The sequence below is a fragment of the Promicromonospora sp. Populi genome (genome assembly GCF_041081105.1).
Classification (GTDB): domain Bacteria; phylum Actinomycetota; class Actinomycetes; order Actinomycetales; family Cellulomonadaceae; genus Promicromonospora.
Genome location: NZ_CP163528.1, coordinates 3,233,485 through 3,253,739 on the forward strand (window position 1 = coordinate 3,233,485; position 20,255 = coordinate 3,253,739).

The window sequence follows — 20,255 nt, forward strand, 5'->3', positions numbered from 1 at the left end:
CCGGCTACCGCGGCGCCACGAGGGGCAGGCCGGCCGACGCCGAGCGCTGCGGCGCCGGGCGGACCAGCTTCGCCGCCTTGCCGGGGTCGGTCTCACCCGCGCCGTAGGACGGGCACAGGTGCGCGATGCTGCACGCCCCGCACGCCGGGTTGCGGGCGATGCACACCCGCCGGCCGTGCCAGACGAGATGGTGGCTGAGCATGGTCCAGTCCTTCTTCTGGAAGAGCTCGCCCACCTCGACCTCGACCTTCACCGGGTCCTCCTGGTCGGTGAGGCCCAGGCGACGGGCCAGCCGCCCGAAGTGGGTGTCCACGGTGATCCCCGGGACGCCGAACGCGTTGCCGAGCACCACGTTCGCTGTCTTGCGCCCGACCCCGGGCAGGGTCACCAGATCCTTCAGCCGCCCCGGAACTTCGCCGTCGTACCGCTCCACCAGCGCCTGGCCCAGGCCGATCACCGCCCGCGCCTTGGCGCGGAAGAAGCCGAGCGGCCGCAGGATCTCCTCGAGCTCGTCCGGGTCCGCCTCCGCGTACGCCTGGGCGTCCGGGTACATCACGAACAGCTCCGGCGTGGTCGCGTTGACGCGGACATCGGTGGTCTGCGCGCTGAGCACCGTCGCGATCAGCAGCTCCAGGGGCGTCGTGAAGTCCAGCTCCGCCCTGGCGTCCGGGTAGGTCGCCGCGAGCTCACGGTTGATGCGCCGCGCCCGGCGCACGAGCGCCAGCCGGTTCTCCGGCTCATCCTTGGTGTCGTTCTCTGGTTCGCGTTCGCTCACGGTCACCGAAGCAACACTAACGATCCTCACTGACATCGGGCTGGTGGGGGCCATCCGGGTTTGGCTCCGTGTACCTGGTACGGCGAGTATGAGAAGGTCGAGGCCGCAAAGGACCCCACGACGGTCCACGTGAATCGAGGAAGAGTCACCATGCCGTATACGCACCACCTCCGCGTCTACCCCTCCGCCGAGCCGCTGAAGCGCACCGACCAGCTCGCCTGGAAGCTTGCGGAGCTCGCCACGGACGCCGTCGAGCCGACTCCCGAGGTCACCGACATGGTGATCAACCGCGTGATCGACAACGCCGCTGTCGCGGCCGCGAGCCTGACCCGCGGGCCCGCCGTTGCCGCCCGGTCGCAGGCCCAGGCGCACCCGTACACGCCCGGCTCCACGGTCTTCGGCCTGGCCCCGGAGGCGACCAGCAGCCCCGAGTGGGCGGCGTGGGCCAACGGTGTGGCCGTGCGAGAGCTCGACTTCCACGACACGTTCCTGGCCGCCGAGTACTCCCACCCGGGTGACAACATCCCGCCGATCCTCGCGGTGGCGCAGCACGCCGGCCGCGCCGGCCGGGACCTGGTGCGGGGCATCGTGACCGGGTACGAGATCCAGGTCGACCTGGTCCGCACCATCAGCCTGCACAAGCACAAGATCGACCACGTGGCGCACCTCGGCCCGTCGGCCGCGGCCGGGATCGGCACGCTGCTGGGGCTGGACACCGAGACCGTGTTCCAGGCGATCGGCCAGGCCCTGCACACCACGACGGCCACGCGGCAGAGCCGCAAGGGTCAGATCTCCACGTGGAAGGCGCACGCCCCGGCCTTCGCCGGCAAGCTCGCGATCGAGGCCGTGGACCGCGCGATGCGCGGCCAGACCTCCCCCGAGCCCATCTACGAGGGTGAGGACGGCGTCGTCGCCTGGCTCCTCGACGGGCCCGACGCCGCCTACGACGTGACGCTGCCCGAGCTCGGCGAGCCGCGCACCGGCATCCTCGACACGTACACCAAGGAGCACTCCGCGGAGTACCAGGCGCAGGCGATCATCGACATGGCCCGCGCGCTCGGGAACGAGCGGCCGGACCTGCGGGACCCGGCGAACATCGCCTCGATTGTGCTGCACACCAGCCACCACACGCACTACGTGATCGGCTCGGGCGCGAACGACCCGCAGAAGTACGACCCGACTGCGTCGCGCGAGACCCTCGACCACTCGGTCCCCTACATCTTCACGGTCGCGCTGCAGGACGGCGGCTGGCACCACGTGGACTCCTACGCCCCGGCGCGCGCCCAGCGCGCCGACACGGTCGAGCTGTGGCGCAAGGTCACCACCGCCGAGGACCCGGAGTGGACCCGCCGCTACCACTCGACCGACCCGGCCGAGAAGGCGTTCGGCGGCCGCGTCGAGATCACGCTCACCTCGGGTGAGGTGGTCACACGCGAGATCGCCGTCGCCGACGCCCACCCGCTGGGTGCTCGCCCGTTCGTCCGCGAGAACTACGTGCGCAAGTTCCGCACCCTCGCAACGGGCGTGCTGGAGGACGCCGAGATCGAGCGCTTCCTCGGCCTGGCCGAACGGCTGCCGGAGCTCACGCCCGCCGAGGTCCGCGAGCTCACGATCGTCGCGGCGCCCGGGGTGCTGGAGGCCGTTGCGGCGCCGCGCGGCCTGTTCGAGCTGGGGCGTGCCTGATGCTCTACTCCCACCTCACCCCGGCTGCGAAGCGCCGCGCCTTCCGCGAGGCCCTCGCCGGCCCGGACATCCTGCAGCTCCCGGGGGCGTTCAACCCGCTGAGCGCCAAGCTGATCCAGGACAAGGGGTTCGACGGCGTCTACGTCTCCGGCGCAGTGCTGTCCGCGGACCTCGGCCTGCCCGACATCGGCCTGACCACCCTGACCGAGGTGGCCGGCCGGGCCGGGCAGATCGCCCGGGTCACTGACCTGCCCACGCTCGCCGACGCCGACACCGGGTTCGGCGAGCCCATGAACGTGGCCCGCACGGTCCAGACCATGGAGGACGCCGGCGTGGCCGGCATCCACATCGAGGACCAGGTCAACCCCAAGCGCTGCGGTCACCTGGACGGCAAGGAGGTCGTCGAGCTCGGCGACGCCGTCCGCCGCATCCGGGCCGCCGTCGACGGCCGCCGCGATCCCGACTTCCTGGTCATGGCACGCACCGACGTGCGCGGTACGGAGCCGGGCGAACGCGGCCTGCGGCTCGCGATCGACCGCGCCAAGGCCCTGGTCGACGCCGGGGCGGACGCGATCTTCCCCGAGGCGATGAAGGACCTCTCCGAGTTCGAGGCGGTCGCCTCGGCCCTCGACGTGCCGGTCCTCGCCAACATGACGGAGTTCGGCAAGTCCGAGCTCTTCACCACCAAGCAGCTGCACGACGCCGGAGCGCAGCTCGTGATCTACCCGGTCACCCTGCTGCGCATCGCGATGGGCGCCGCGGAACGTGCGCTGGAGGAGATCTCGGCGTCGGGCACCCAGGATGCCCTGGTGCCCCAGATGCAGACCCGCGCACGGCTCTACGAGCTCACCGACTACGCGGCGTACAACCACTTCGACTCAAACGTCTTCACCTACAAGCCCTGACGTAAGAACAAGCCCTGACTCGTACTACCCGGACACGAACACCAGGACACGAAGGAGTGCCAATGCCCGAGACCACGGAGATCCGTAAGGGTCTGGCTGGCGTCGTCGCCGACACGTCGGCGATCTCGAAGGTCAATCCCGAGACCAACTCGCTGCTGTACCGGGGCTATCCGGTACAGGAGCTGGCCGCCAAGAAGTCGTTCGAGGAGGTCGCCTACCTGCTGTGGCACGGCGAGCTCCCGACGTCGGCCCAGCTGGCCGAGCAGACGGCTACCGAGCGGGTGCACCGCGAGCTGCCGGACAACGTCCGCAACGCGATCCTCGAGCTGCCCACCGACTGCCACCCCATGGACGTGTGCCGCACAGCGGTCTCGATCCTGGGCGCCCACGACCCGCAGGCCGAGGACTCCTCGGTCGAGGCGGAGCTGGCCAAGGCGCTGCGGCTGTGGGCGGTCCTGCCCGCCGTCGTCGCCCTGGACCAGCGCCGTCGGCACAACGAGGACCTGGTACACCCGCGCGAGGACCTCGGCTACTCCGCGAACTTCCTGTGGATGACGTTCGGCAAGGAGGCGGAGCCCGCCGTCGTGCAGGCCTTCGAAGCCTCGATGGTGCTGTACGCGGAGCACTCGTTCAACGCGTCCACGTTCACCGCGCGTGTCATCACCTCGACGCTCGCCGACCTGCACTCGGCAGTCACGGGCGCCATCGGCGCGCTGAAGGGCCCGCTGCACGGCGGCGCGAACGAAGCAGTGCAGGAGACGTTCGAGGAGATCGGCACGGCCGACAAGGCCGAGGCCTGGCTCGAGGACGCGCTGGCGAACAAGAAGAAGATCATGGGCTTCGGCCACCGGGTCTACAAGAACGGCGACTCGCGGGTACCGACCATGCGGGCAGTGCTCGGCGACCTCGCCGAGCACTACGGCCAGACCGAGGTGCTGGACCTGTACAACACCCTCGAGAACGCCATGGGCGCGGCCAAGAACATCAAGCCGAACCTCGACTACCCGGCCGGTCCGGCGTACCACCTCATGGGGTTCGACACGAACATCTTCACGCCGCTGTTCGTGGCCTCCCGTATCACCGGCTGGACGGCGCACGTCATGGAGCAGCGCGCCGCGAACGCCCTGATCCGACCGGTGTGCGAGTACGTCGGGCCGGAGCAGCGCGAGGTTCCCTAAGGCCCGTTCGGGACGCCCGTCACGAAATCCCAGGTGACACCCCTAGGATTTACGGACGGGCGTCCTGGCCTCTGACCCGGGCAATCTCGTGACATTGAGGCAGACTGAGAGGTGGAAAGACTGATGGACGAAAGTCCCCGACACGTGAGGACACCGCTGGTGGACGACGAAGTCGTACTCTCTGCCCCCCTCTTCGCGGACATGGAAGGCGAGGAGACGCGCGCGCTCTTCGAGTCCATGGTGCCCGTGGAGCTGGTCCGGGGTGACGTGCTCTTCCGCGAGGGCGAGCCGGGCGACCGGCTCTATGTCATTGCACAGGGCAAGATCAAGCTGGGTCGCCGGTCGAGCGACGGCCGCGAAAACCTGCTGTCGATCCTGGGGCCGGGCGAGATGTTCGGGGAGCTCTCCCTGTTCGACCCGGGCCCCCGGACCGCTTCGGCCTCGTCCGTCTCCGACTCCGTGGTCTACGAGCTGCGGCACGACTCGCTCGTGCGCTGGATCGCCGACCACCCCGGTGTGGCCACCCAGCTCCTCGGCGCGCTCGCGCGCCGCCTTCGGCGCACCAACGAGACGCTCGCGGACCTCGTGTTCTCCGACGTCCCGGGCCGCGTGGCCAAGGCGCTGCTGGACCTGTCGACCCGGTTCGGCGAGCCCAACGACGACGGCATCCGCGTGGCGCACGACCTCACTCAGGAAGAGCTGGCGCAGCTCGTCGGCGCCTCGCGCGAGACCGTGAACAAGGCCCTGGCCGACTTCGCGACCCGTGGCTGGGTCCGCCGCGAGGGCCGGGCAGTGGTGCTGCTGGACCTGGACCGGCTGGAGCGCAGGGCGCGCTGACCCGTTCGCCGGGGTAGAACCGCTGGTCCTACCTCGGCGCCGCCGTCAGCGTCATCAGGGTCGCCTCCGGGCGGCAGGCGAAGCGGACCTGTGCGTAGGGCGACGTGCCCGCCCCCGCCGAGACGTGCAGCCACGTCGAGTCCTCGCCGCCCTCCCGGTCCGGCCGCGGGCCGGGCCAGCCGTGCAGGCCGGACGCCCGGCCACGGTCCAGGTCGCAGTTCGTCACGAGCGCGCCGTAGAACGGCAGGCAGAGCTGCCCGCCGTGCGTGTGGCCGGCGATGATGGCGTCGACACCGTCGTCCTTGAGCTGGTTCAGCACCCGCTTGTACGGCGCGTGCACAACGCCGAGGCGCAGCACCGCGTCCTCCTCACCGGGCGCCCGGCCCGGCTCGGGCATGACGTCCAGTTCGAGGTGCGGATCGTCCATGCCGACCAGCCCGACCGTGCGACCGTCGCGCAGCTCGACCAGGCCCCGCTGATTGTCCAGGTCCACCCAGCCGGCGTAGGTGAACGCCTTGGCGAGCGAGTCCGAGGGCAGCGGCACCTTGTCCTCACGCTCGACGCGAGCGTCCGAGAGCAGGTACCGGGCGGGGTTCTTGAAGGTCGGCGCGTAGTAGTCGTTCGAGCCCATGACAAACGCCCCGGGGACGTCCATCAGCTGCCCCAGTACGTCGAGCAGCGGGGCAAGTGCCTCCGGGTGCCCGAAGTTGTCACCGGTGTTGATCACCAGGTCGGGTTCGAGCGCGGCCAGCGACCGCACCCAGGCCTGCTTGGTGCGCTGGCTCGGCGTGAGGTGCAGGTCGGAGAAGTGCAGCACCCGGATCGGCCGCTGGCCAGGGGGCAGCAGCGGAACGGTGACCCGCCGCACGCGGAAGAGCTTCGTCTCGACGTGCGCGTAGGCGATCCCGGCGACGGCGACAGCCCCGGCGATCCCGAGGGCCTTGCCGACGTTACCCAGCGTGCCCATGTGGATCAGTTGTTCCCGCCGTTGCCGCCACCATTGCCGCCACCGTTACCGGTGTCGCCGCCCTCGCTGCCCGGGTCGGTCGCGCCAGTGTCGCCGGTGTCGGTGTCGCCGGTGTCGCCGCCCTCTTCCGTCTCTTCCTCGTCGTCGCTGGGGTCCGGCCTGGGCGAGGCAGGAACCCTGCCGACGAGGGCGGGGTCGGCTGCGGGGAAGTTCACGACCGGCAGCCCGACCACCGCCTGGTCCATGTACGTCTTCCACGTCGGTGCAGCAACGTCACCGCCGTACAGGGTCTCGTAGAACGTACCGTTCACGGTGATGTCGAAGTGTTCGACGTTCCCTTCAGACTCGCCGACCCACACCGACGTGGACAGGTTCGGGGTGTAGCCGGTGAACCAGCTCTGGTACGCACCGTTCGTCGTGCCGGTCTTGCCGGCCACCGGCCGACCATCGTCCAGACCGCCTCCGAGGCCCCAGGCGGTTCCCCAGACGGGCCCGGTGTTGAACACCTGCGTCATCGCGTAGGCCACGGTGTTGGCGACATTGGGTTCGACGGTCTGCTGGCAATCCGCTTCCGGAACCCTTATCTCCGCACCGTCACCGTCCTCTACCGTCAGGATGGCGATCGGCTTGCAGTAGGTCCCGCCGGAAGCGAACGTCGCGTAGGCCGACGCCATGCCCAGGGGAGAGCTCGACTGCGTGCCGAGCACCATCGAGGGAAGAACCTCGATGTCCCGTGCGGTGGCCTCGCCCTCGATCGGTCCACCACCGTCGATACTGGCGTGCTGGGTGGGGCGATACCCGACGTCGTAGGCGGACTGCCTGACGTCGCACAGGTTGAGCTGCTGCGACATGCGCGCATATACCGTGTTCACCGACTGGAACGTGGCCTGGAGCACGGTCATCCGGGTGCTCGCGACGGCTTCCGCGTTCCTCACGCTCCAAGGCTCGCCGGCAAGTGACGATCCCTCGCATCCCGCGCTGAAAGAGCTCTGCGGAAGCACGACCGAGCCCGAGCTCAGGACATCGTTCAGCTGGTGCCCGCTGCGCAACCATTCGGCCAGCACGAAGGGCTTGTAGTTCGAGCCGACTTGGAAGCCACGGGAGTTGCCGTGCAGGTAGTCGGCCGAGTAGTTCACTGAGGTATGCCGCGGCTCGGGCTCGCTGCTGGCGTCGTACGGAACGTTCTGCGCCATGGCGAGGATCTCTCCCGTGCCCGGCTCCACCGAGGTGATCGCCGCCTCGAGCCCGCTGGGGTCGTCGGCGGGCACAGCTGAGGTGACCGTCTCCTGTGCGGCCGCCTGCATACCCACATCCAGCGTCGTGACGATCCGCAGACCGCCGCGGTACAGGAGGTTGTAGCGGTCATCCCTGGTCTCCCCGAACTCGGGGTTGGCCATGATGTCCTTGATCACGTAGTCGCAGAAGAAGGCCGCACCGCCGGCGGCGTCGCAGCCGACCTCGATCGGCTGGACGTCGAGGGTGCTCTCCAGCGTCGTCGCCATCGCCTCGTCCCGCTCCGGGGTCGAGATGTAGCCGAGCTGCCACATCTTGCCGATCACGAGGTTGCGGCGGATCAGGGCGTCCTCGGGGTTCTGGACCGGGTCGAACTGGCTCGGGGCCTTGGTGATACCCGCGATCGTCGCGGCCTCGACGATCGACAGGTCGCTGGCGGACTTGTTGAAATAGTGCTGCGAAGCCGTCTCGACGCCGTACACGCTCACACCGAACTGCGCGATGTTGAGGTAGCCCTGCAGGATGTCGTCCTTCGACATCTCCTTCTCGATCGCGATGGCGAGCTTCGCCTCGCGGAGCTTTCGGGTGAGCGAGTCCTCGCGGGCCTCCAGCACACCGAAGGTGTCGCCCTCGCGATCAGCCTCCTCGATGAGGACGTTTTTCACGTACTGCTGGGTGAGCGTCGAGGCACCCTGCGTGGCACCCCCGCCGAAGTTCTGCAGCGCGGCGCGCGAGATGCCCTCCGGATCCACGCCGCCGTGCGTGTAGAACCGCTCGTCCTCGATGGCGACGACGGCGTTCTGCATGTTCTCGGACACCCTGTCGAGCGGCACGACGATGCGGTTCTGCGCGTAGAACGTGGCCAGCCTCGTCTCGCCGTCGCTCGCGTAGATCTGCGACTGCTCCGACAACGGCCCGGGAACCAGCTCCGCCGGCACCTCCTCGAAGACCTCGACCCCGGTGTCGACCGCGGTGTCCAGGCCCGAGGCCAGCGGGATCACGAGTCCGGCAGTTATCAGGCCACCGGCACCTGCGGTCAGCACGAATGCAAGGAGGAGTCCGATGAGCTGAGCCGCGGGAATGGTTCGGGTGATCCGGCGCGGCTCGCGAGGGTTCGCCATGGCCATGGGCCAAGGTTACGGGCTGCCCCTGACAGAGCGCGCCCAAACGAGCCCGACCCGTGTGCAGGTCTCGTGCGGAATCGTCCTCGCCGATCGCGGGCTAGCATCGACGCCATGGCAACGAAGTGGGAGTACGCGACGATCCCCCTCCTCATTCACAACACCAAGGCGATCCTCGACCAGTGGGGCTCGGACGGCTGGGAGCTCGTCCAGGTGGTGCCCGGGCCCGACGGCACCGGGCTGGTCGCCTACCTGAAGCGCCCCAACGGCGGTGACGCATGAGCCACGAGCAGCGCCTCGCCGAGCTGGGCATCAAGCTCCCCGAGGTTGCGGCCCCAGTCGCGGCGTACGTCCCGGCCGTGCAGACCGGCAACTACGTCTACACCTCCGGTCAGCTCCCGTTCATCGAGGGCGCACTACCGGCCACGGGCAAGGTCGGTGCGGGCGAGGGCTTCGTCTCGCCCGACGACGCCGCGGGCTACGCCCGCACCTGCGCCCTCAACGCGCTCGCCGCCGTCCGGTCGGTCACCGGCTCGCTCGACTCGATCGCACGGATCGTGAAGGTCGTCGGCTTCGTGGCCAGCGACCCGTCCTTCACCGGCCAGCCCGGCGTCATCAACGGGGCGTCCACGGTGCTCGGCGAGATCTTCGGCGACGCCGGCATTCACGCCCGCTCCGCGGTCGGCGTGGCGGTTCTTCCGCTGGACTCGCCGGTCGAGCTGGAGCTCGTCGTCGAGCTGGTGTAGCGCTTCGCACCGGCCCGGAACGGGCGTGACGGGTCCCACTCGGGATTCGGTTTCCGTTCCGGGCCATGCGTCGGCTATTCTGAGCAGGCTTCCGCGGAAGGGCTTCGTGCCTGTTGTGCGGTGGAATCCATCGGGGTGTGGCGCAGCTTGGTAGCGCGCTTCGTTCGGGACGAAGAGGTCGCAGGTTCAAATCCTGTCACCCCGACCATGGAAAAGGCCCTCTGACCAGCAGAAACGCTGCGTCAGGGGGCCTCTCTTCTGCCTGAAGCCCTTCTCCTTCTTGCCCCGCGTCCGTGCCCGTCGAGGTCGGCCGCACGTTTGACTGCGACGTCCAGGTCGACGACGGCCAGACGACCGTCGCCGTCGAGATCCTGGACGAGCTGGGCGACCTGTCCGCGAGCACCTATGAGTCCACCGAGTGACCTGGCCGCGGTGGCCAGCTAGCCGCAGTGACTAGCTAAGAGAGCCTGCGGCGCCGCAGCCGATCTCCGCTCGGGCCGGCCCCGGTCGACTCAGGTCCTGCCAGTTCTGCCGTCGGCAGATCGCTCCGCTTGAGCGCGCATGTAGAACAGGTGTGCGATATGTTGGTGGCATGAAGCCATCCGGTGACCTAAAGCAGCGAACGGACGACGGCCAAGTGCCGTCGATGCCGTTCGGCGCGGTCACTCGCGCAACCGAACTCCGGGCGGTGCGTGACCAGTTGGCCGACATGATCCTGCCAGGCGGTACCGACACAACGTCCTCCGTGTCGAGGCAGGTGCAGGCCGAGTGGGTGGATCTGCTGGGTGAGCTGGAGGCGGTGAAGAATGCTGCGACGGCGACGCAGGCGCGGCTGGCTGTGGCGCTGGAGGTGGCTACGAAGTCTGACGAGGCTGAGCAGGGTGTTGGGGCGGTGCGGCGTGGTCGTGGTGTGCCGAGCCAGGTGGGTTTGGCGATGCGGTGCAGTCCGCATGCGGGTACCTCGTTCCTGGGTACCGCCCGGGTCTGGCTGACCGAGATGCCGCACACGTTCGACGCCCTGCGCACCGGGGTGCTGTCCCAGTGGCGCGCGACCCTGCTGGTGCGCGAGACCTCGCATCTCTCGACGGAGCACCGGGCGCGGATCGATGAGGAGGTCTGCGGCCCGGCGAACCTGGCCGTGCTGGCCCGGATGGGCACCCGACGGCTGATCGCCCGGATCAAGGAGCTGGCCGCCCAGCTCGACGTGCACGCGTGCGTGAAGCGCAACGCGCGAGCCGTATCGCAGCGGCGGGTCTCGGTGCGTCCCGCCCCGGACCTCATGGTGTACCTGACCGCACTGGTGCCCATGCAGCAGGGCATCCAGGCGTACGCCCAGCTCAAGGCACACGCGGATGCGGCCAAGGCCACGGGTGACGAGCGCGGCACGGGGCAGATCATGGCGGACACCCTGATCGAGCGGGTCACCGGCCGCGAACCCGGACACGCCGACGAGGTCCCGGTCACGATCAACCTCCTCGTCTCCGACCAGGCGCTCCTGGCCGGCGAGCACCAGCCCCACAGCAACCAGCCCAACAGGAACCAGCCCGGCAGGAACCAGCCCGGCGGTGACCAGCCCGGCAGGAACCGGTCCGGCGAGCAACCCGGTGTCATCGTGGAGGGCATGCCCGCCGGGGCAGGTACCGTTCCGGCCCCGGTGGTGCGGAACCTGGTCGCGCACGCGATCGACGCCGACGCGGCATGGCTGCGCGCGATCTACGTCGACCCGAACGGCCGGCTGCTGGCCACCACATCAACCTCACGGTTCCACCCGCAAGGCCTGGCCGCGCTGCTGCGCGCCCGCGAACAGGGCATCTGCGCCACCTCCTGGTGCGACGCACCCGTGCGACACATCGACCACGTCATCCCACACACCCAGGGCGGCGCAACCAGCCTCGACAACGGGCAAGGCCTGTGCGCCCGCTGCAACCACGCAAAACAAGCACCCGACTGGACGCAGAAAGCGACGGATGTCGAGGGTCGGCAGGCCGTGGAGACGGTCACGCCAACGGGCCACACCTACACATCGGTCGCGCCCCGACCGCCCGAGCCCGTGCGAGAACCGGCTGCGCCCGTGCGGGAACCGGCTGCGCCCGTGCGGGAACCGGCCGAGCACCCGCGAGAACCGGTCCAAGACCCGGGCAGGCAACCCGTACCCGAGTGGACCCCGGCCGTCGGCATGCCCGGCCCACGTGGCGGACGCATCCCACGGAGCCGCTACTCGATCGGCTGCGGCACAGCACATCGCAGCGGGGCGATCGCATACCGACCGAAGGCGACGAGGAAGATGAAGGCGAACGCGACGCTAGAGGCCAAGCTGAAGGCGAAGCCAATGTCGGCGACGAGCCGTCGAGCGTCCGACCGGCCGCAGCCGCTGCGGGGGCCGCTGCGGCAACAGCGCCAACGGCGGGCCGATCTCGTCTGGGCGCACATGCCCTGACCCGAGACCTGGTGCAAGACTGGACGCCTCACCAGATTCCGGAGGCGTCCGATGAACCCGTTCGTTCTGGTCGGTGGTGGCCTGACGACCGCACGCGCCGCAGAAGCACTGCGGACAGAGGGGTACGACGGCGACCTAGTGGTGGTCACCAGCGAGCCGCACCATCCGTACGAACGGCCGCCCCTGAGCAAGGACTACCTGCGCGGTGAGGCGGAACGCGACGCCGTCTTTCCGCTCGACGAGGCCTGGTATCGCGAGCACTCGGTCACCGTCCGCACCAACGAGACAGTGGTCGGGCTGGACCCGGCGGCACACACCCTGACGCTGTCCGACGGCGCCAGGCTGCCCTTCGCGAAGCTCCTCCTCGCGCCCGGCTCCACCCCGCGCCCGCTCGACGTCCCCGGCACCGACCTGGCCGGCGTGCACTACCTGCGCACCATCGACGACTCTGACCGCATCGCCGGCACGCTGCTCGATGCGTCCATGGAAGGTACCGGGCGGGTCGTGGTCATCGGTGACGGCTGGATCGGGCTCGAGGTGGCGGCGTCGGCCAGATCCCTGGGGCTGGACGTCACTGTGGTGGGCCGCGCGTCGCACCCACTGGGTCGGGTGCTGGGCCCGGAGATGGGCGATTTCTACGCGGGCATCCACGCCGAGCACGGCGTGCGGCTGCTCAGCCGCACCTCCGTCACACGGCTGCTGGGCGCAGAGGGCCGGGTCACCGGCGTCGACCTGTCCGACGGCACCCACCTGGGAGCCGACGTCGTGGTGGTCGGCGTGGGCGCGACGCCGAACGTCGGCCTGGCGGAGGCCGCCGGGCTAGACCTACGCCCCGCGTCGCTGGGCGGCGGCGTCGCGGTGGACGGGACGCTCGCGACGTCGCACTCGGACGTGTTCGCCGCGGGCGACGTAGCCAGCATCCCCTCGCCGCACTACCAGCGGCCGCTCCGGGTGGAGCACTGGGCGACCGCGCAGGAGAGCGGCAAGCACGCCGGTCGGGCGCTGCTCGGCGCCACCGACCCCTACGACAAGCTGCCCTATTTTTACAGCGACCAGTTCGACGTCGGCATGGAGTACACCGGCTGGGTGGACGTCCCAGCCGGGTACGACGAGGTGGTGGTCTCCGGCGACCCGGGCAAGCGGGAGCTCGTGGCGTTCTGGCGCGTCGACGGCCAGGTGGTGGCCGGTATGGCCGTGAACGTGTGGCAACAGATGGGGCGGGTGGAGGAACTGATCAGGTCTGGGCGCAAAGTGCCGACGGCGGAGCTGGAAGGCTTCGTAGGCTGACTTAGGGAACCCGGGCCTCGGCCGCGAGGTGCGCCAGCCAGCCGCCCGACGCCGTGATGTCGCGGGCGCCGTCGAGCGCCACGGGCTCGCACAGGAAGCCGGGGATCTCGGAGCCGTCGTCGAGCAGCACCTTGCCGATAGTCATGGGTGCCGGGACCGACGCGACGAATTCGCCGAACGCGGCGAGCGTCAGCTCCCACACCTCGGCCTCGATCGACGCGCCGTCGGCGGGCACGCGGACCAGGCCCGGCTTGGCCGGGTCGGTGTCGAGAGCGAAGAGCCGGTAGACGGGCGCGGTGGTGGTCGTCGCGACCAGGCGGCCGCCGCGGTCGAGGATCTGATGGTTGAGGGGCTGGCCGCTGAGGTGCGCCCCGACCACGGCTAGCGGGATCGAGGGCTCGCGCCCGGCGAGCGGGATCGATACGTCGCCCCCGGCGGGCGGGATCGACACATCAACCTCGACAGACGGGACGGACACGTCGCCCGCGAGCATGGCCGCGACCCCAGCAAGCAGACCATCGCTGAACGCGGGGCCCACCAGCTGCACCCCGAACGGCAGACCGCCGGCTGGCCCGGCCGCCCCGGCCACTCCCCCAGGCACCGCCACTGCGGCCATGTCCAGGAGGTTGGCAAAGTTGGTGAACCGGCCCAGGTCGGAGTTCACGCCCACCGGGTCCGCCTCGACCTCAGCGATCGTGGGGTGCTGTGTCGTCGTAGGAAGCAGCAGCGCGTCCGTGCCCGCGAGCGCAGTGCGCGCGGCCAGGCTCAGCTCGTCGAGCCGCTCCAGGTCCGCGAAGAGCTCGTGCGCCCGGGGTTGAGCCGCATGGCTGATGATCGCCCCGACCACCGGGTCGACGTCGTCCGGGTGGCTCGCGACGAACTCGCCGACGGCGGCATACCGCTCGGCGACAAACGCCCCCTCGTACAACAACCGTGCGGCCGCCAGCAGGGGCCCGACGTCGACCCGGCGCACCCGGGCACCCGCCCGGGCCAACCGGTCGACCGCTGCCTCGAAGGCTTCTGCCCAGCCGGGCGCGAGCGGACCCAGCGCCTCGGGTTCCGGGACGGCCACGACGGGCGGGCCGCCGTCGGACCCGGAGGTCTGGACCGAGTCCCAGCCCGGGGGCAGGTCGCGCGCCAGCGGGTCGACGCCGTCCGGGCCGGCCAGGCTCAGCAGGGTCCGGCGCGCCGCGGCGAGGTCGCGGGCAAGCACGGTCACACAGTCCAGCGAGCGGCACGCGGGCACGACGCCGGTCGCAGGCACCACACCACGCGTCGCCTTGATCCCGACGAGCCCGTGCAGCGCGGCGGGCACCCGGCCCGACCCGGCGGTGTCGGTGCCGAGCGCGATGTCGACGATGCCCAGTGCCACCGCGACGGCGGAGCCGCTGGAGGACCCGCCCGAGATCCGCTCCGGCGCCGTCGCGTGCCGCACCGCGCCGTACGGACTGCGTGTACCCACGAGGCCGGTCGCGAACTGGTCGAGGTTCGTGGTGCCGAGCACCAGCGCCCCCGCCGCGCGCAGGCGGGCCACCGCCGTCGCGTCGCGGTCGGGCGAGTAGGCGAACGCCGGGCATCCCGCCGTCGTCGGCAGCCCGGCGACGTCGATGTTGCCCTTGACCGCGGCGAGCAGGCCGGCCAGCGGCAGGTCCTCCCCTGCCTCGATCCGTCGGGCGACGGCGACGGCGTCGGCCAGGACGTCGGCGCGCGGGCGCAGGTCGATCCACACCTCCGGGCGGTCCACCTCGGCGACCCGGGCATACGCAACCTCGACGCGCTCGCGGAGCGCGGACCAGTCCAGCCCGCCCCCATCCAGCCCAGTCATGCCGCCTCCTCCTGCGCCACGACCACCAGTACCCGCCCCGGCCCCACCTGCTCGCCGGTTGTCACGTGCACGGAGCTGACCACGCCGCGGGCGGTCGCGGTGACCGGGGCTTCCATCTTCATGGCCTCCAGGGTGATCAGGGTGTCGCCGGGCGCCACTGCGTCGCCCGGTTCGACGTCGACCCGGAACACGGTGCCGACAAACGGCGCCTCGACGCCGTGCGCGCCGGGCGGTACCGGCACACCAGCCGAGGCAGGCGCGGCCACCGGCTCCGGCCGGGGCTCGAACTCCCCCGCCGCCGCCCAGGCGTCGCGCTCGGCCTGGAACGCGGCGCCCTGACGTTCGCGGAACGCGGCGATCGGGTCGGCGTTCTTCTCGAGGAACCGCTGGTACTCGGCGAGGGCGAACTCGCCGTCCTCCACGCGCAGCTCCAGGCGGCCGGCGGCGGCCTGGTCGCGCAGCTCCGCGAGCTCGTCGGGAGACACCGGGTACCAGCGGATCCGGTCGAAGAACCGCAGCAGCCAGGGGGTTCCCGGCCGGAACGAGCCGCGCTGGGCATGTGTGGACCACACCTGCGTGGTGCGCCCGACGAACTGGTAGCCGCCCGGCCCCTCCATCCCGTAGATGCACAGGTAGGCGCCGCCGATGCCCACGGCGTTCTGGGGCGTCCAGGTGCGCGCCGGGTTGTACTTGGTGGTCACGAGGCGGTGGCGCGGGTCCAGCGGGGTCGCCACGGGCGCGCCGAGGTACACGTCGCCAAGTCCCAGCACCAGGTACTCGGCGTCGAAGACCGTCCGGTAGACGTCCTCGACCGTGTCGAGACCGTTGATCCGCCGGATGAACTCGATGTTCCACGGGCACCACGGGGCGTCGTCGCGCACGCCTGCCATGTACCGGCGGATGGCCTCGCGCGTGGCCGGGTCGTCCCACGACAGCGGCAGCCACACGGTCCGCGAGGGCACCACGAGCTCGGCGGTGGGCGGGAGCGCGGCGTCGACGTCGCGGACCAGGTCCAGCGCCTGCCGCAGGGTGAGCACTGCCGGGTCAAGATGCACCTGCAGGGACCGGATGCCGGGGGTCAGGTCGAGGATGCCCGCGGCCCGCAGCACACGGGTCACTGCCGGGTCGTACGTGCTGGCGGCGTCGCGGGGTACGCCGAGCCGGTTGTACAGCCCCTCGGCGAGCGCGTGCACGCGCATGCGCGTGGCGACGTCGAGCTGCATCGGCCCGTACTCGACGAGCAGGTTGTCGTCGCCGCTGCGCCGGTAGGTGACCTCGGGCGACACCTGCGTACCACCCCGGATCACGGAGGGGATGCGCGCGAGCACACCGCCGTCGGACACCGCGTCGCGGTCCGCGGCGGCCGGCAACAGCGGCGCGGCCCGCAGGACGTCCGCCTGCGCCTCGCTCACGGGGACGAACCGGACCGTGTCGCCCGGCCGCAGCTGGCCGAGCTTCCACAGGTGGCCCACCGCGACGGTCGCCGGGCACGTGAAGCCGCCCAGGCTGGGCCCGTCGGGGCCTAGCAGGATCGGGAGGTCCCCTGTGTAGTCGACGGCGCCCACGGCGTACGGCGTGTCATGGATGTTCGACGGGTGCAGGCCGGCCTCGCCGCCGTCGGGCCGCGCCCACGTGGGCCTGGGGCCCACGAGCCGCACGCCGGTGCGCGCCGAGTTGAAGTGCACCGCCCAGTCGGTGGCGTAGAACTCGGCCATGTCGGCGTCGGTGAAGAACTCGGGCGCCGCGTGCGGCCCCTCCAGGGCCGCGATCTCCCACCGGCCGGGATAGTCCGGCCGGTCCTCGGGCGGCACGGGCGTCGGCTGCCCGACGGCGGAGGGGTCGCCCAGGTGCACCACGTCACCCGTGCGCAGGGGCGCCCCGGTGGTGCCGCCGATCTCGCCCAGGTCGAAGGTCGCCGCCGAGCCGAGGACCTGCGGGGCGTCGAGCCCGCCCGCCACCAGCACGTAGGTGCGCATGCCGCGGGCGGGGGCGCCGACGTCGAGCACGGCGCCCGGCCCGAGGGCGAGCGGCTCCCACTGGGCAACCGGGACGCCGTCGACGGTCACCGGCGCGGGCGCACCGGTGACCATGACCTTCGCCGCGGTGCGGAACCGCAGCGCCGGGCCCTGGAGCGTGCACTCCAGGCCGGGCGCACCCTCCGGGTTGCCCAAGGCCCGGTTGCCGAGGCGGAACGACAGGTCGTCCATCGGCCCCGACGGCGGGATGCCCACGTGCCACAGCCCGGTGCGGCCGGGCCAGTCCTGGACGGTGGTCAGCAGACCGGGCCGCACCACCTCGAACCGCGGCGAGACGTCCGCTACGCCGGCCAGCGTCCCCGTGTCGTGGCGCGCGGCGACGACGTCGGGGTGGGCGGGCAGCGCGGCCAGCAGACCGAGGTTGGTGGCCACGCCGTCGATCCGGGAGCTGCCGAGGGCGCCCGCGAGCCCGGCCCAGGCCTGCTCGCGGTCCTCGCCCCGGGTGATCACCTTGGCGAGCAGCGGGTCGTAGTGGGCCGAGACGACGGTGCCTGCCTCGACCCAGGTGTCGACTCGGACGTCCGCCGGGAAGGCGGCGTGCGTGATCGTCCCAGCGCTGGGGGTGTTGTCCCGGTCCGGGTTCTCCGCGTACACGCGGGCCTCGACGGCTGCACCGCGGGGAGCGCGCGGGGCGGCGAGCCACTCGCGCACCATGGTGGCGTCGCCACCGGCGAGCCGCAGCATCCAGGCCACGAGGTCGACGTCGTAGACGGCCTCGGTGACGGGGTGCTCCACCTGGAGCCGGGTGTTGACCTCGAGGAACGAGGCCTCCTCGCGCTCGGCGTCGTAGACGTACTCCACGGTGCCGGCCGAGCGGTAGCCCACGGACGCGGCCAGGTCGCGCGCGGCGTCGGCGATCCGGGTGCGGACTGCGTCCGGGAGGTGCGGCGCGGGCGCCTCCTCGACGACCTTCTGGTTCCGGCGCTGCAGGGAGCAGTCCCGGTCGCCCAGCGTCACGACGCCGCCCGCGCCGTCGCCGAACACCTGGACCTCGATATGGCGCGCGCGCTCGACGAGCCGCTCCAGGAAGACGTCAGCCGTGCCGAACCCCGCCGCCGCGGTGCGCCGCACGGCGTCCCAGGCGGACGCGAGCGCGTCGGCGTCCCGGCAGGCGCGCATCCCGATCCCGCCGCCGCCAGCGGTGGCCTTCAGCATCACCGGGAACCCGATCCGCTCGGCCTCCGCCACCGCCTGGTCGACGTCGGCGAGCAGACCGGTCCCCGCGAGCAGGGGCACGCCGGCCGCGTCGGCGGCCGCACGGGCAGTGTGCTTGGCGCCGAACAGCTCCAGCTGGTCCGGCGTCGGCCCGACGAACGCGAGCCCGGCCGCCTCGACCTCGCGGGCGAAGCCCGCGTTCTCCGACAGGAAGCCGTAGCCCGGGTGGATCGCGCCCGCGCCGGTCCGCAGCGCGGCAGCCACCACCAGGTCGCCGCGCAGGTAGCTCTGGGCGGCCGGAGCCGGACCCAGCGGCACTGCCTCGTCGGCGAGGTGCACGTGCAGCGCCCCGGCGTCGGCCGCCGAGTGCACCGCCACGGTGCGCAGGCCGAGGGCGCGCGCCGTCCGGATGATCCGTACCGCGATCTCGCCGCGGTTCGCGACGAGCAGCGTGTCGTAGGGCAGGCCGGTCATGCGCGGCTTTCCGAACGGGTGACGACCACCCGGACGGGCGTCGGGTCGAACCCGTTGCACGGGTTGTTGATCTGCGGGCAGTTGGAGATCAGCACGAGCACGTCACGCTCCGCGCGCACGGAGACGGCCAGGCCGGGGGCGGAGATGCCGTCCACGATGCCGAGCGCGCCGTCGGGGTCCACCGGCACGTTCATGAACCAGTTGATGTTCGAGACCAGGTCGCGCTTGCCCAGGCCGTGCCGGCCGCCGCCCAGCAGGAAGTTCTCCACGCAGGCGTGCTGCGCCCGCGTGTGGTGGCCGTAGCGCAGGGTGTTGGACTCCTTGGAGCAGGCGCCGCCCAGGGTGTCGTGCCGGCCGCAGGTGTCGGCGACCACGGTCATGAGCGCGCCGTGCTCGGCGTCGCGGAGCACGCTCCCGGTCGTGAGGTAGATCGTGTCCTGGCCCTGCAGGGTGTCGGGGGCGCTGTAGCTCAGCTCGGTGTTGTGCGCGTCGTAGGCCAGGAAGTCGACGGCCTGGTTGCCGCCCACGTCCACGAGCGTGAGCGTGTCGCCGGCGGTGATCACCCGGGTCCACGGGTTGCGGGCGGCCACTGTCTCGTCGTGGATGACGACGGCGTCCGCCGCGACCTCGGGCGGGACCACCGCGAGCGGGGCGGCGGCGGCTGGGCTGGCGGCGGTCATCGGGCGGCTCCTCGGGTGCGGCGGTGGGCTGTCGAGTTCTCGTACGCGCGCCGCCCCTCGGGCGTCGCGGCCCACCTGGGGTCGCCGGGCTGGGTCGGCGCCCCGGGCCAGGCCACGACGTCGAGCGGGCCCGCGACGAACTCCCGCCGGGAGTCCAGCGGGTGGGCGGTGCTCGCGAGGAGCACGATCAGCGGCAGCTCGGCCACCAGAGTGAGGCTCGCGGGGCCAGGCGAGCCCACGAAGGCGGCGCGGCCGGCGTCCGACACCGACACACCCTCGAAGAAGGTGACGCTCGGCGGGATGTCGCGCCGTGCCAGCCCGTGCTTGGCGGCCGCGAGCGCGAAGAGCTCGCGGCCGGCGGGGCTGGGGCCGAAAGCGTCGCCGCTGCCGTAGCGCTCCGTGTTGCGGGCCAGCGTGGACGTGCCGAACAGGGCGTCGTGGCGCGGGGCGTCGGCGCGGTTGCCCGCCGTGTCCTCGACGATGGTCGCGAGCGCGCGGCCCTGGTCGGACAGGAGCAGGTGGCCGGTGGTGAGGAAGGCCTGCCACTGGACCTTGACCGTGTCCGCGACGTTGAGGCGCTCGGTGGGCTGGTCGGCGTGGAACGCCAGCAGGTGCGCGCAGGCATCGCCGGTGGTGTCCCGCACCCGCACACGCGTGCCGGCAGCGACGACCAGGCTTGTGTACCCGCCGGGCGGCACGGTCTCCGCCCAGACGAGGTCGTCCGCGGTGACGCCCTGGGGCAGGTCGCCCGGGTAGGCGGACGCGGGGTGGAGCACCCGGGGCAGCCCCGGGGCGGCTGCCCCTTCCTGCTCGCGGGCGTGGGCCTTCGCGCCCGTGGTGGTCGCGGTGGTCATGGCACCTCCAAGAGTTTCTGTCGGGTGACAGGAATAGGTTTTCGCCCGTGTGTTTCCCCCGG

General features: G+C 71.4%; 15 protein-coding genes, 1 tRNA gene and 1 pseudogene. 10 read left to right on the forward strand and 7 right to left on the reverse strand.

Going from position 1 to position 20,255, the window contains the following annotated elements:
• Positions 1-4: 4 nt before the first annotated feature.
• Positions 5-781: an endonuclease III gene (nth, locus tag AB1046_RS14605; protein ID WP_369370033.1), complete on the reverse strand. Its 777-nt coding sequence runs from the start codon at positions 779-781 to the stop codon at positions 5-7.
• Positions 782-925: 144 nt separating this feature from the next.
• Between nth and AB1046_RS14610 the strand changes: the two genes are divergently transcribed.
• From AB1046_RS14610 to AB1046_RS14625, 4 genes are all read left to right on the forward strand, one after another.
• Positions 926-2,458 (forward strand): MmgE/PrpD family protein, encoded by a 1,533-nt coding sequence (locus AB1046_RS14610; RefSeq protein WP_369370034.1) that lies wholly within the window; start codon positions 926-928, stop codon positions 2,456-2,458.
• Positions 2,458-3,363: a methylisocitrate lyase gene (prpB, locus tag AB1046_RS14615; RefSeq protein WP_369370035.1), complete on the forward strand. Its 906-nt coding sequence runs from the start codon at positions 2,458-2,460 to the stop codon at positions 3,361-3,363. Before AB1046_RS14610 ends, prpB begins: the two co-directional genes overlap by 1 nt.
• A 62-nt stretch (positions 3,364-3,425) precedes the next feature.
• Positions 3,426-4,541 (forward strand): bifunctional 2-methylcitrate synthase/citrate synthase, encoded by a 1,116-nt coding sequence (locus AB1046_RS14620; protein ID WP_369370036.1) that lies wholly within the window; start codon positions 3,426-3,428, stop codon positions 4,539-4,541.
• Between the two features lie 159 nt (positions 4,542-4,700).
• Positions 4,701-5,378 (forward strand): Crp/Fnr family transcriptional regulator, encoded by a 678-nt coding sequence (locus AB1046_RS14625; protein WP_119141697.1) that lies wholly within the window; start codon positions 4,701-4,703, stop codon positions 5,376-5,378.
• A 28-nt stretch (positions 5,379-5,406) separates the two neighbouring features.
• Here AB1046_RS14625 and AB1046_RS14630 read toward each other — a convergent pair whose 3' ends face one another.
• Positions 5,407-6,345 (reverse strand): metallophosphoesterase, encoded by a 939-nt coding sequence (locus AB1046_RS14630; RefSeq protein ID WP_369370037.1) that lies wholly within the window; start codon positions 6,343-6,345, stop codon positions 5,407-5,409.
• A 5-nt stretch (positions 6,346-6,350) separates the two neighbouring features.
• Positions 6,351-8,705, reverse strand: a complete 2,355-nt coding sequence (locus AB1046_RS14635) for a transglycosylase domain-containing protein (protein WP_369370038.1) — start codon at positions 8,703-8,705, stop codon at positions 6,351-6,353.
• A gap of 108 nt (positions 8,706-8,813) precedes the next feature.
• On the opposite strand from AB1046_RS14635, the gene AB1046_RS14640 reads away from it, so the two are divergent.
• From AB1046_RS14640 to AB1046_RS14665, 6 genes and pseudogenes are all read left to right on the forward strand, one after another.
• Complete coding sequence (locus AB1046_RS14640) at positions 8,814-8,981, forward strand: DUF4177 domain-containing protein (RefSeq protein ID WP_129786122.1); 168 nt, start codon at positions 8,814-8,816, stop codon at positions 8,979-8,981.
• Positions 8,978-9,445: a RidA family protein gene (locus tag AB1046_RS14645; protein ID WP_369370040.1), complete on the forward strand. Its 468-nt coding sequence runs from the start codon at positions 8,978-8,980 to the stop codon at positions 9,443-9,445. Before AB1046_RS14640 ends, AB1046_RS14645 begins: the two co-directional genes overlap by 4 nt.
• Positions 9,446-9,576: 131 nt before the next feature.
• Positions 9,577-9,653, forward strand: a tRNA-Pro gene (locus AB1046_RS14650).
• Positions 9,654-9,735: 82 nt separating this feature from the next.
• Positions 9,736-9,867 (forward strand): annotated as a pseudogene (locus tag AB1046_RS14655) (DUF4333 domain-containing protein); the annotation flags it as partial.
• Positions 9,868-10,154: 287 nt separating this feature from the next.
• Positions 10,155-11,882: a DUF222 domain-containing protein gene (locus AB1046_RS14660; protein ID WP_369370041.1), complete on the forward strand. Its 1,728-nt coding sequence runs from the start codon at positions 10,155-10,157 to the stop codon at positions 11,880-11,882.
• A gap of 51 nt (positions 11,883-11,933) precedes the next feature.
• Positions 11,934-13,169, forward strand: coding sequence for an NAD(P)/FAD-dependent oxidoreductase (locus AB1046_RS14665; RefSeq protein WP_369370042.1), 1,236 nt, complete (start codon positions 11,934-11,936; stop codon positions 13,167-13,169).
• Position 13,170: 1 nt separating this feature from the next.
• Here the strand turns inward: AB1046_RS14665 and atzF are convergent, their stop codons facing one another.
• The 4 genes from atzF to AB1046_RS14685 are packed head-to-tail and all read right to left on the reverse strand — an operon-like array spanning position 13,171 to position 20,193.
• A complete protein-coding gene (atzF, locus tag AB1046_RS14670) occupies positions 13,171-14,994 on the reverse strand; it encodes an allophanate hydrolase (RefSeq protein ID WP_369370044.1) in 1,824 nt (607 codons plus the stop codon).
• Complete coding sequence (uca, locus tag AB1046_RS14675) at positions 14,991-18,659, reverse strand: urea carboxylase (protein WP_369370045.1); 3,669 nt, start codon at positions 18,657-18,659, stop codon at positions 14,991-14,993. Before uca ends, atzF begins: the two co-directional genes overlap by 4 nt.
• Positions 18,656-19,339, reverse strand: a complete 684-nt coding sequence (locus AB1046_RS14680; RefSeq protein ID WP_369370046.1) for an urea amidolyase associated protein UAAP2 — start codon at positions 19,337-19,339, stop codon at positions 18,656-18,658. Before AB1046_RS14680 ends, uca begins: the two co-directional genes overlap by 4 nt.
• The gene (locus tag AB1046_RS14685; protein ID WP_369370047.1) at positions 19,336-20,193 is read right to left on the reverse strand and encodes an urea amidolyase associated protein UAAP1; all 858 of its coding nucleotides are present in this window, start codon (positions 20,191-20,193) and stop codon (positions 19,336-19,338) included. The genes AB1046_RS14680 and AB1046_RS14685 overlap by 4 nt, the downstream gene beginning before the upstream one ends.
• Positions 20,194-20,255: the final 62 nt, after the last annotated feature.

Bases quoted from the DNA above. Each gene is read 5' to 3' on its own strand.
- AB1046_RS14610 (WP_369370034.1), top strand. From the start codon at position 926: ATGCCGTATACGCACCACCTCCGCGTCTACCCCTCCGCCGAGCCGCTG.
- prpB (WP_369370035.1), top strand. From the start codon at position 2,458: ATGCTCTACTCCCACCTCACCCCGGCTGCGAAGCGCCGCGCCTTCCGC.
- AB1046_RS14620 (WP_369370036.1), top strand. From the start codon at position 3,426: ATGCCCGAGACCACGGAGATCCGTAAGGGTCTGGCTGGCGTCGTCGCC.
- AB1046_RS14630 (WP_369370037.1), bottom strand. From the start codon at position 6,345: ATGGGCACGCTGGGTAACGTCGGCAAGGCCCTCGGGATCGCCGGGGCT.
- AB1046_RS14635 (WP_369370038.1), bottom strand. From the start codon at position 8,705: ATGGCCATGGCGAACCCTCGCGAGCCGCGCCGGATCACCCGAACCATT.
- AB1046_RS14640 (WP_129786122.1), top strand. From the start codon at position 8,814: ATGGCAACGAAGTGGGAGTACGCGACGATCCCCCTCCTCATTCACAAC.
- AB1046_RS14645 (WP_369370040.1), top strand. From the start codon at position 8,978: ATGAGCCACGAGCAGCGCCTCGCCGAGCTGGGCATCAAGCTCCCCGAG.
- AB1046_RS14660 (WP_369370041.1), top strand. From the start codon at position 10,155: ATGATCCTGCCAGGCGGTACCGACACAACGTCCTCCGTGTCGAGGCAG.
- AB1046_RS14665 (WP_369370042.1), top strand. From the start codon at position 11,934: ATGAACCCGTTCGTTCTGGTCGGTGGTGGCCTGACGACCGCACGCGCC.
- atzF (WP_369370044.1), bottom strand. From the start codon at position 14,994: ATGACTGGGCTGGATGGGGGCGGGCTGGACTGGTCCGCGCTCCGCGAG.
- uca (WP_369370045.1), bottom strand. From the start codon at position 18,659: ATGACCGGCCTGCCCTACGACACGCTGCTCGTCGCGAACCGCGGCGAG.
- AB1046_RS14680 (WP_369370046.1), bottom strand. From the start codon at position 19,339: ATGACCGCCGCCAGCCCAGCCGCCGCCGCCCCGCTCGCGGTGGTCCCG.
- AB1046_RS14685 (WP_369370047.1), bottom strand. From the start codon at position 20,193: ATGACCACCGCGACCACCACGGGCGCGAAGGCCCACGCCCGCGAGCAG.